8 protein-coding genes are annotated in these 11,072 nt (G+C 70.5%); 7 read left to right on the top strand and 1 reads right to left on the bottom strand.

The features are described from left to right. Nucleotides 1–47 precede the first annotated feature (47 nt). A complete protein-coding gene (locus ACLBYD_RS12200; RefSeq protein ID WP_016934979.1) occupies nt 48–260 on the bottom strand; it encodes a hypothetical protein in 213 nt (70 codons plus the stop codon). Between the two features lie 293 nt (nt 261–553). On the opposite strand from ACLBYD_RS12200, the gene ACLBYD_RS12205 reads away from it, so the two are divergent. The 7 genes from ACLBYD_RS12205 to ACLBYD_RS12235 all read left to right on the top strand — a co-directional run bounded on the left by ACLBYD_RS12205 (nt 554) and on the right by ACLBYD_RS12235 (nt 11,048). Beyond that, nucleotides 554–2,011, top strand: coding sequence for an MFS transporter (locus ACLBYD_RS12205; RefSeq protein ID WP_447816626.1), 1,458 nt, complete (start codon nt 554–556; stop codon nt 2,009–2,011). A gap of 81 nt (nt 2,012–2,092) precedes the next feature. Next, nucleotides 2,093–5,515 carry a BTAD domain-containing putative transcriptional regulator gene (locus ACLBYD_RS12210; RefSeq protein ID WP_447816627.1) on the top strand — a complete coding sequence of 1,141 codons (3,423 nt, stop codon included), beginning with the start codon at nt 2,093–2,095 and terminating at the stop codon, nt 5,513–5,515. A gap of 111 nt (nt 5,516–5,626) precedes the next feature. Continuing rightward, nucleotides 5,627–7,015, top strand: a complete 1,389-nt coding sequence (locus ACLBYD_RS12215; RefSeq protein WP_447816628.1) for an FAD-binding oxidoreductase — start codon at nt 5,627–5,629, stop codon at nt 7,013–7,015. 47 nt (nt 7,016–7,062) lie between these two features. After that, the gene (locus ACLBYD_RS12220; RefSeq protein WP_447816629.1) at nt 7,063–7,896 is read left to right on the top strand and encodes a DUF5602 domain-containing protein; all 834 of its coding nucleotides are present in this window, start codon (nt 7,063–7,065) and stop codon (nt 7,894–7,896) included. A 47-nt stretch (nt 7,897–7,943) separates the two neighbouring features. After that, entirely contained in the window at nt 7,944–9,161 is a 1,218-nt protein-coding gene (coaE, locus tag ACLBYD_RS12225) for a dephospho-CoA kinase (RefSeq protein ID WP_447816630.1), read from the top strand. 97 nt (nt 9,162–9,258) lie between these two features. Then, nucleotides 9,259–10,401 (top strand): LLM class flavin-dependent oxidoreductase, encoded by a 1,143-nt coding sequence (locus ACLBYD_RS12230; RefSeq protein ID WP_447816631.1) that lies wholly within the window; start codon nt 9,259–9,261, stop codon nt 10,399–10,401. Further along, nucleotides 10,398–11,048, top strand: a complete 651-nt coding sequence (locus ACLBYD_RS12235) for a CE1759 family FMN reductase (protein ID WP_447816632.1) — start codon at nt 10,398–10,400, stop codon at nt 11,046–11,048. Before ACLBYD_RS12230 ends, ACLBYD_RS12235 begins: the two co-directional genes overlap by 4 nt. Nucleotides 11,049–11,072 lie beyond the last annotated feature (24 nt).

Genomic DNA, 11,072 nt, shown 5'->3' on the forward strand with positions numbered 1-11,072 from the left:
CCGGTCTTCGTATGTCGTCGGTGGCAGGCGTTCAGCTCACGGCGAGCTCACCCCACGGCGGGAGTGGCCCACTGCGCGGGCAGGGCCGTCGCCCGCTTGCGCATCGCGGCGTGGCTGTGGCGCGCGTTCGTCAGCAGCGCGGTGAACCAGTTCCGCCGGTGCTCGGCGAGGGCGGCAGCGACCTCGGGGATGAGGATGCAGTGAACACCGTTTTCCATGCCGAGGCGATGCCGACCTGTGGTTGAGGTGGAGGATCGCATGGCCTGCCTTCTCGAATGCTCCGGACGAGCCGGGACGGACGCTTCGCAACGACGATATCGGACACGAAGTCGAATTCTCCGCATTTACCCCAGGTAGGAGGGGGTGTGTCCGGTTCCCGAGCGGCGCTGCGACTGCCCCGTGACCCTGTCGTGATCGGCGTGTGATCCCCGGGGCGCTCCGATGAGGAGATGTCGGTGACTCCCGAGCGGTCCAAGACGTACACCCGGTTCGTCCCAAGCGACGCGGTGCACCGTGTCCGAGGTCCACACACCTCGACCCGGAAGGGCGTTCCATGACCACACCGACCCCCGCGAGAAGCGCCGCGACGAAACGGATCACGCTGCTGGTGGTGTGCGTGACGACGGCGATGCTCATGCTCGACATCGCCGTCGTCAATACCGCACTGCCGTCGATCGCCGTCGACCTCGACGCGGGCGTGAGTTCACTGCAGTGGGTGATCGACGCCTACACCCTCGCCCTGGCCACCGTGGTCCTCGGCGCCGGATCGTGGGCCGATCGCCGCGGCCGCCGCCGGGTGTTCGTCGTCGGCCTCGTCTGGTTCACGGTCGCTTCGCTCCTGTGTGCCCTCGCCCCGACCATCTGGTTCCTCGACCTCGCCCGGGCCGTGCAGGGCATCGGTGGGGCGGTCCTGTTCGCCTGCTCGCTCGCCCTCCTCGCCGACGTCTTCGACCGAGGGCCGGCGCGGGCGTCGGCCCTGGCCGCCTACGGTGCGACCATCGGCGGCGCCTTCGCGGTCGGTCCGCTCGTCGGAGGTCTGCTCACCGAACTGCTCGACTGGCGCGCGATCTTCTTCGTCAACGTGCCGATCGGTCTCGTGACCCTGCTTCCGACCCTGCGTTGGGTGCCCGAATCGCGGGATCCCCGCCCGCGCGGTGCCGACGTGCCGGGGCAGCTCCTGGCCGCGGTGGGACTGGCGGCGCTCGTGTTCGCCGTGCTGCGCGGCCACGAGATCGGGTGGTCCGATGCCCAGCCGGTGCTCGCGTTCGTCGTCGCTGCCGGTGCCCTCGTCGCCTTCGTCGTGCACGAGATGCGCACCGCCGAACCGATGTTGCCGCCACATCTGCTCGCCAACCGGGCCTTCGCCGGAGCGCAGGTCGCGGCTTTCGCCATCTCGGCGTCGTTGTTCGCGGTGTTCGTCTACACCACGCTGTACCTGCAGAACGTCCTGCTGTTGTCGCCGGTGCAGGCGGGGTTGGTGTACCTGCCCGCGACCGTCGCCATGTTCGTCGTGGCCGGTGCGACGGCGAAACTCGATCGTGTCGTCCCCGCGTGGGTCTCGTTGTCGTGCTCGCTGGCGCTCGTCGCCGTCGGGTTGCTCATGATGACGGTCGCCGAAGCGGACAGCTCGAAGTACGTCCTGCTGCCGGGACTCGTCGTGGCCTGCGTGGCCGCCGGCGTGTTCAACCCGGTGATGAGCGGGATCGTCCTCGGGGAGAGCACCGCGGATCATTCCGGTCTCGCGGCCGGTATCAACGACGCGTTCCGCCAGACCGGCATCGCCGTCGGCGTCGCGGTGCTCGGGGTGTTCCTGCCCGCCGAGTCGCTGTTGCCCGGCGGGTCACCGGAGGATTTCGTCGCCGGCCTGCAGGGCGCGCTCGTGGCGGCGGCGGTCGTCGCGGCCCTCGGAGTCGTGGTGTGTGTGGCCTGCCTGCGCACCCGGCCGCAGACCGCACCTGCGTTCGGGGACACCGAGGGCGACACGGTCGAATTCCCGGCCGTGACGGGATGAGAAGTCGCCGCGCACCCGGCGAAAACTGTCCTTACACTGCAACGATCGCGTAGTTCGGCCGGGGTCGAGGGGGCTCACCACATGATGTACCGACTGCTCGGACCGCTGGAGGTGGTTCGGGTCGCGTCGACGGGTGATCCGGCGGGGCCCACCTCGGAGTCGCAGATCGATCTCGGTCCGCGGAAGCAGCGAGCGGTCCTCGCCGTTCTGCTGCTCAACCGGGGGCGGGTGGTCTCCACCGACCGGCTGATCGACGCCCTGTGGCAGGACGACGCGCCCGCCAGCGCGATGGCGAGCATCCAGGCGTACATCTCCAATCTGCGCAGGGTGCTGAGAGGGGAGAGCGGTGCGGCCTCCCCGATCGTGCGCCAACCTCCCGGCTACGTCCTCGACATCCCGGCCGAGTCGGTCGACCTGGCCCGCTTCCTCGACGACGCCGAGGCCGCCCGTCGGCACGCCGAGGACGGGGAATGGGAGCTCGCACTCGACACCGCCGACCGTGCCCTCGACTCGGTGCGGGGACATCTCCTCGAGGACCTGCGCGACGAACACTGGGTGGAGGTCGCGGCGGCATCCTTCGACGAGGTGCGCACCGAATGCCGCGAGACCCGGATCACCGCGCTGCTCGCCCTGGGTCGCCTCGCTCCCGCCCTCGTCGACGCCACCGAACTGTGCAGCGAGTTCCCGTTCCGCGACCGCACCTGCTGGCTGCGCATGCTCGCTCTGCACCGAGCGGGGCGTTCGTCGGAAGCGCTCGAACAGTTCCGCGTCCACGAGGCGAGGCTGGACGCCGAGCTGGGGCTGCGGCCCGGCACCGAACTCACCGACCTGCAGGGCGCGATCCTCCGGCACGAACCGGGACTCGCGGCGTGGCCCCGCACCCCGGGATGGACGGGCGCGGAGAAGGTTCCGACGCCGGCCGCGCCCGCCGTCCCGGCACCCACCCCGGCGCCGGGCCCCGGACGCATCTTCGTCGGGCGCACCTCCGAGACCGGAATCCTCGACCGCATGCTCGACGAGGTCCGCTCCGGCGCGACCCGCTGGGTCGTCCTCACCGGACCCGCCGGCATCGGCAAGACCCGCCTCGCCGAGGAATGCGACGCCAGGACCGCCGCGATCGGCGGGAACACCGTGTGGGCACGGTGTCTCGAGGACGACGGAGCGCCCGCCTGGTGGCCGATCCGGCGCATCCTGCGCGAATTCGGCGCCGATGCCGACACCGCCCTGATCCCGCCCACCGGAGTGGAATCCGACGAAGCGCGCTTCGCGGTCTACGAGCGGATTCTGGGCGTCGTCGAAACGGCTGCGACGCAGACTCCCGTGCTCACGATCGTGCTCGACGACATCCAATGGGCCGACCCGACCTCCCTGCGTTGCCTGCTGTACCTCGTGGGAGCCCTGCACAAGCGGGGCGTCTGGTTCGTGTGCACACTCCGCGACTCGGAGACGACCCCCGGCGTCCGGCGATTCGTGGACGCCGTGCTGCACGGCGAAGGCAACCGGCACATCGACGTCCCGGCGCTCGCCGAACCCGAGGTCGCCGCCCTGGCAGGGCACGTGAGCGGCGCACCGCTCGACGCCGATGAGGCCCGCCTCCTCGCCCAACGGACCGGCGGCAACCCGTTGTTCGTGTCCGAGTACGCGCGTCTTCCCCGGGACGAACGCCTCGACGGTGGGATCCCCATGGCGGTCCGCTCGGTCCTCGCGCGGCGGCTCGCCGCAGTGGAACCGGCCGTCCTGCAGGTGCTCCGGGTGGCAGCAGTCGTCGGGGACACCATCGAGATGGACATCCTCGCCGGTGCGACCCGCCTCGATCCCGACACTCTCGCCGACTATCTCGACGACGCCGCCGACGAACGCATCATCGTCGCCGATCCCGGATTGCGGGGGTACGCCTTCGCCCACGGACTGCTCCGCGACGAGATCCTCGCGGCGATTCCCGCCATCCGCCGCCAACGCATGCACGCACGCGTCGCGGAGGTCCTGGCGGACTCCTCCGACCCGGATCGTGCGGGCAGACGAGCCCGGCATCTCATGGCGGCACTGCCGCTCGTCGACGCTCGCGTGGTGCTCGACGCCTGTGTCACCGCCGCCCGCGAGGCCACCGAGAGGTGGAACTCGGAGGAGGCGGCCCGCTGGTGGGACGATGCCGTCCGGGCCTTCGACCGGCTGCCTGCCGCGGAACGATCCCCGGGCGACCGCGACGATCTGCTCGTCGCGCGCGTCGAGGCACTCGCCCGCGCGGGTCGCGGCCAGACCGTACTCGACGTCGTCGACGCCGGTCTGCTCGACGCGGTCCGCGACGGTCGCACGTCGACGGCCGGACGCCTGGCTGCAGCGCTGCTGCGCGCGGCCGGGGCGTGGCCGTGGGTGTCCTACGGCAAGGATCCGGGACCGGTCCTCGACCGTCTCGCCGCACTCGAACCGTTCGTCGCGACCGACCGCGCAGCGCACGCCCGGGTGCTCGCGGCGCTCGCCGTGGGCAGTTGCTATCACCTCGATTCGTCCGTCCCCGACGGGATGAGCCGCACCGCGCTGGAGATCGCGCGCGAACTCGCCGACCCGGACGTCGTCGCCGACGCCTTGCTGGGCCGCATCCTCCTCTACTCGGGGGTCGCCACACACAGTCACGAATCCGCCCGGCTCACCGACGAACTCCTCGCGCTGCCGCACCAGCAGGCGCGGTTCGACGAGGTGATCGCCCACGCCGTCGCGAGCATGACGCAGATGAACCTCGGGGAAGTCGACGCCGCCACGTCCCACGTCCGCCTGGGCATCGCCGGATGCGATCTGCTGCGTCTGCCCGTTCTGCGCGTACAACTGCGATGGATGGAGGCGACGCTTGCGGCATGGCACGGCGACTTCGCCGAGACCCGGCGCCACTACGACACCGCCACACAGTTCCACCTGCAGACCGAGCTGTACACGGCGGGCAGTTCCGACCTCGCGACCAACACCCTCGAGTGGGAGTACGGCACCCTCGCCGACGCGGATCCCGGCACCGTCGAACCGGATTCCTGGAGCATCGCCATCGCCGGCGCCCGCCGGGACACCGCGGCGGTGATCCGCGACATCGAACAGTGGGCAGCCAAGGGAGCACCCTTCACCTGGACGACGCTCGGTCACCGCACACTCATCGCGCGCGTCGTCGCCGACCTCGCCCTCGTCGACTACGCCGAGATGTTCCTCGAACTCCTCGACACGTTTACCGATCGCATCGCGACGGTGGGACAGGTCGGGGTGATCGGGTCGGTGGCGGAGGTCTGCGCGCGCCTGCACGCACTGCTCGGACGCACCGACGACGCCGCGGCGCTGCTGGACCGGGCCGAGGACCTCGCGACCCGTACATCGAGCCCGCCGACACTGCTGCGGTGCCGTCTGCTGCGCGCCCAACTGCGCCCGGCCTCGCCCGAACGCAGCCGGGAGATCGTCGCGATCGCCGACGAAGCCACCCGCACCGGCATGCTCGGCCTCGCCGCCTACGCCCGCTCGATCCCCACCTGACCGGTTCTTGGCGGACGCTTGGACCACGCCCCATGTCGCCGCAAGAAGCCGCCAAGCCGGTCCCGGCACTCTTTCGTCGCACCCCATCCCGTGCGACGAAAGGAAGTGCACATGAACCTCCGGACGCCCACCATCGGCACCGACCCACTCGACGCCCTCCGCACCGCGGTCACCGGATCGATCTCCCTGCCGGGCGAACCCGGCTACGACGCCGCGACCCCGTGGAACGTGGCGGTGCCGGTCCGTCCCCGCGCGGTGATCGCGGTCGAGAACGCCCTCGACGTCAGCGCCACCGTCCGGTTCGCGGGCGAACACGGCCTGAAGGTGGCCGTACAGCGCACCGGACACGGCGCCGTGCCGCTCGGCGACGATGTGCTGCTCGTGCACACCGGCCGCCTCACCGAATGCCTGATCGATCCCGACACCCGCACCGCCCGTCTCGGAGCCGGCCTGGTGTGGCAGCAGGTCATCGACGCCGCCGCACCCCACGGTCTGGCCCCGCTCGCGGGATCGTCACCTCACGTCGGCGTGGCCGGTTTCCTGACCGGCGGGGGCATCGGCCCGCTGGTCCGCACCTACGGGCTCTCCTCCGACCACGTGCGGGCCTTCGATCTCGTCACCGGTGACGGAGACCTGCTCCGGGTGACTCCCGAGCAGCACTCGGAACTGTTCTGGGGCCTGCGCGGTGGCAAGGCGACCCTCGGCATCGTCACCGCGGTGGAGATCGACCTGATGCCCCTGCCGCACTTCTACGGTGGAGCGCTGTATTTCGACGGCGCCGACGCGGCCGCGGTGGCGCACGCCTGGCTGGACCTGTGCGCCGACCTGCCCGAGCACAGTTCGACCTCGCTGGCCTTCCTGCAACTGCCGCCGCTGCCGGGAGTCCCGGAACCGCTGGCCGGTCGCGCGACCGTGGCCGTCCGCTTCGCGAGCGTCGCCGGCGAAGCCGAGTCCGAGGCGATCCTCGGTGCGCTGCGCACGGTCGCGACCCCGATCCTCGACGGCATCACCACCCTGCCGTACGCGGCACTCGGAGCGGTGCACGCCGACCCGGTCGACCCGATGCCGACCCACGAACACAGTGCGCTGACCCGCGAACTGACGCACGACGCGATCGACGCGTTGCTCTCGGTGGTGGGACCGGGCTCGCACTCGCCGCAGACCATCGTCGAGGTGCGGCTCCTCGGCGGAGCCCTGGCACGCGAACCGCGGCATCGCAGCGCCTTCTGCCACCGCGACGCCGCCTTCACCCTCTTCGTCATCGGTGTGCTCGCGTCCCAAGCGGCCGACGCCGTCGTCGCACACACCCAGGTCATCGACCGGGCGCTGGCGCCGTGGACCACGGGCACCTCGCTGCCCAACTTCACCGCCACCTCGGATCCGGACCGCATCGCGCGCACCTACGACGACGACACCGCGCACTGGCTCGGCGCCCTCGCCGACGAGCACGACACCCACGGCGTGCTGCGCGTCGGGCAGGTCGTGCGCCGGCCCCGATGAGACCGACACCTCCCACCCCGAACCCTTCCACTCCCACAAGGCAGGCATTGCGAACTTCTCGATCGATCACCGCACTCTCCCTCTCGACCTGCGCCGTTCTGGCCCTCGCGGGCTGCGGCGACGGATCCGTCCCGACGGCCGAGGGCGCGCAGTCCGCGGGGCACCATCACGGTGTCACCATCCTCTACGGACCGGAACGCGAACTGGGGGAGGGCATCTCCCGCACCTACGTCGTCGTCGATCACGAGGGAAGGCCGCGCGAGGTCGGTATCCGGATGTCGGAGTCCGTGCTCACCGGCCTTCCCGACGGCCCGGACGCCGAGATGACGATGCTCATGCTGGATCTTCCCGCCGGCGCCCCGGACACCGGTTTCGACCACGTGCTGCTGGACTGGAACCCGAACGGGCACGATCCGGAGATCCTCTACGGCGCGCCCCATTTCGACATGCACTTCTACACGACGGACGCCCATCGCGAGGTGGACCCGGACGCACCCGATTTCGCGGAGCGCGCGGCGCGGCTGCCGGAACCCGAATACGTTCCCCAGGGGTACATCCCACCACCCGGTCCTCCTGTCGAGAACACCGTGCCGTTCATGGGCATGCACTGGACGGACGCCGCCGACGGCGTGATCCCCGGCTCCTTCGAGTTCACCGAGGTGCTGCTCAACGGGTCGTGGGACGGGGAATTCATCTTCATCGAGCCGATGATGACCCGGGAGTGGCTGGCGACGAAGCCGTCCCTGCGGGAGATCGTGAAACAACCGTCGTCCTACCGGCGGACCGGCTACTACCCGACGGTGTACACCGTCGGCTTCGGCGAGCAGACGGACGAATATGTCGTCGCGCTGTCGGGACTGACGATGCGCGAGGCGTCGTAGGGACCGCGAAGATGCCTCGGGGACGCGGTGATGCGAGACTGGGCAGCGTGCTGCGAATGGGGTTGACCGGAGGAATCGGGGCGGGCAAGTCGACCGTCGCCAAGGAGCTCGTCGAACTCGGGGCGGTGATCGTCGACTCCGATGTCGTCGCCCGGGAGATCGTCGCTCCCGGCTCCGAGGGACTCGCCGAGCTCGTCGACGCCTTCGGTGAGGACATCCTGCAGCCCGACGGCACCCTCGACCGCCCTGCCCTGGCGGCGAAGGCGTTCGCCAGCGAGGATGCCCGCGCGGTTCTCAATGCCATCACCCATCCCCGGGTCGGACGCCGTACCGCCGAGCTGGTCGCCGCTGCGCCCGACGACGCGGTGGTCGTGCAGGACATCCCGCTGCTCGTCGAGGGTGGGATGGCGCCGGCCTTCCACCTCGTCGCCGTCGTGCACGCCGACGAGACGGAGCGGATCCGGCGTCTCGTCGAACTGCGCGGCATGCCCGAGGCGGACGCCCGCGCGCGGATCGCAGCGCAGGCGACGGAGGAACAACGGCGCGAGGTCGCCGATGTGTGGCTCGACAACACCGGTGATCAGCAGGTGCTGGTCGAGCAGGTCCGGACGCTGTGGAACGACCGCCTGGTGCCGTTCGAGAAGAATCTGCGCACCGGCACGGTGGTCGAGGTGGATCCGGTGCTCGTGCCCGCGCGCGAGGAGTGGCAACGGCAGGCGCAGCGCCTCATCGCCCGGCTGGCCCTCGCAGCCGGGGGAGCGGCGAAGCGCATCGACCACGTCGGTTCCACCGCGGTGGCCGGTCTGGCCGCCGTCGACGGCATCGACCTGCAGATCACCGTCGGCGACCTCGCGGCAGCCGACGCGCTCGCACCCGCGTTGGCCGCTGCGGGCTTCCCGCACATCGACGATGTGGTGACCGACGAACCCAAGCCGTCCTACGGCGCCGGAGGAGAGACCGACCCGGCGGTGTGGGAGATGCGGCTGCACGGCAGCGCCGATCCCGGTCGTCCGGCGCGGGTGGCGGTCCGGGTGGACGGCTGGCCCGCTCAGCAGTTCGCGTTGCTGCTGCGTGACTGGTTGTCTGCGGTCGACACCGCGAAGCGCGAGTACGCCGACCTCAAGGCCGATGCCGCCGCCGAAGCGGCGCAGAAGTCGGATCCTGCCGAGGCGGCCGCCGCCTACGCGGCGCTCAAGGCCCCGTGGTTCGACCGGGCGCATCATCGCGCGTGGGAGTGGGCCCAGAGCACCGGCTGGTCGGCCTAGGGAGCCCGGACCCCGGGCGGGGACCCGCCCGGGAATCTTCCGGATGCCCCGTCCGTTAGAGTAGTTGACAGTTCAACTACTTGACGGAGGTTCGACCGTGCAGTTCGGCATCTTCACCATCGGCGACGTCACGCGCGACCCCACGACGGGCCGGGTCCCCACCGAACACGAGCGCATCGTCGCGATGACGAAGATCGCGCTGAAGGCCGAGGAGGTGGGCCTGGACGTCTTCGCGTCCGGCGAGCACCACAATCCACCCTTCGTCCCGTCCTCGCCGACGACGATGCTCGGTTGGATCGCCGCGAGGACCGAGAAGCTCATCCTCTCGACCGCGACCACTCTCATCACCACCAACGACCCGGTGAAGATCGCCGAGGACTTCGCGATGCTGCAGCACCTCTCCGGCGGCCGCGTCGACCTCATGATGGGGCGCGGGAACACCGGACCGGTCTACCCATGGTTCGGCAAGGACATCCGGCAGGGCATCCCGCTGGCGATCGAGAACTACCACCTGCTGCGACGGCTCTGGCGCGAACGCGTCGTCGACTGGGAGGGCAAGTTCCGCACACCGCTGCACGGCTACACCTCCACCCCGTGGCCGCTCGACGACACCCCGCCCTTCGTCTGGCACGGCTCCATCCGTTCGCCCGAGATCGCCGAGCAGGCCGCCTTCTACGGCGACGGTTTCTTCCACAACAACATCTTCTGGAACAAGGAACACATCCAGCAGATGATCGCCCTCTACCGGCAGCGGTTCGAGCAGTACGGTCACGGGGCCGCAGACCAGGCCGTCGTCGGGCTCGGCGGCCAGGTGTTCATGGCGGAGACCGAGGCCGAGGCGAAGCGGATCTTCCGTCCCTATTTCGACAACGCTCCCGTCTACGGTCACGGCCCGTCGCTCGAGGACTTCTCGACGATGACACCGCTGACCGTCGGCACACCCGAGCAGGTCGTCGAACGCACGCTCGGCTTCGCCGACTACGCCGGGGACTATCAGCGTCAGCTGTTCCTCATGGACCACGCCGGCCTGCCGCTCGACGTCGTGCTCGAGCAGATCGAGATCCTCGGCCGGGAGGTCGTGCCGGTGCTGCGAACGGAATTCGAACGTCGCCGCCCCGCCCACGTGCCGTCCGACCCACCCACGCACACCACCCTCGCCGCGCAGGGGGCCGACTCGGCGCACCACCAGGTGATACCGGCCCGCGTCGACCTCGTGCCCGAGGAGGCGGACGCCCGATGACCCGCCGCATCGTCGTCGTCAGCGGTGGCCTGTCCGAACCGTCCACCACCCGTCTGCTCGCCGAGGCCACTCGCGTCGCGGTCGGCGCGCAGGGCGACCACGCGGAGATCGAGGTGATCGAACTGCGTAGCCTCGCGACGGATCTCGCCACCACCTTCACCGCCGGTGTCCCCACCGCGGCGGTCGCGCGGGCCCGCGAACAGCTCGCGACCGCCGACGGGCTGATCGCGGTGAGCCCGGTCTTCGCCGCCGGCTACTCGGGCCTGTTCAAGATGTTCTTCGACGCGCTCGATCCGGACACGCTCACCGGTGTGCCCACCGTGATCGCCGCGACCGCGGGCAGCGCCCGGCACTCGCTGGTCCTCGACCACGCGATGCGGCCGCTGCTGAGCTACCTGCGCGCGCTCGTCGTGCCCACCGGCGTCTTCGCCGCCACCGACGACTTCGGCGAGAGCGAGGCCGCCACGGCACTGAAGGGGCGGATCGGCAGGGCTGCGGACGAACTCGCCGAACAGATCACCCGCAGCACGGGATCACCACACGTGGTCTCGGACGCCTCGCCCGCCGGACGGCCGCGCGTGTCGGGGAACGCGGTCCACACGGACGGACCGTCCTTCCGGGAACTGCTCGGTGCTCACCTGAGGTGACCCCCGACGTCGCGGGCCGGTCGG

It is taken from the genome of Rhodococcus sp. C26F, from assembly GCF_053345925.1.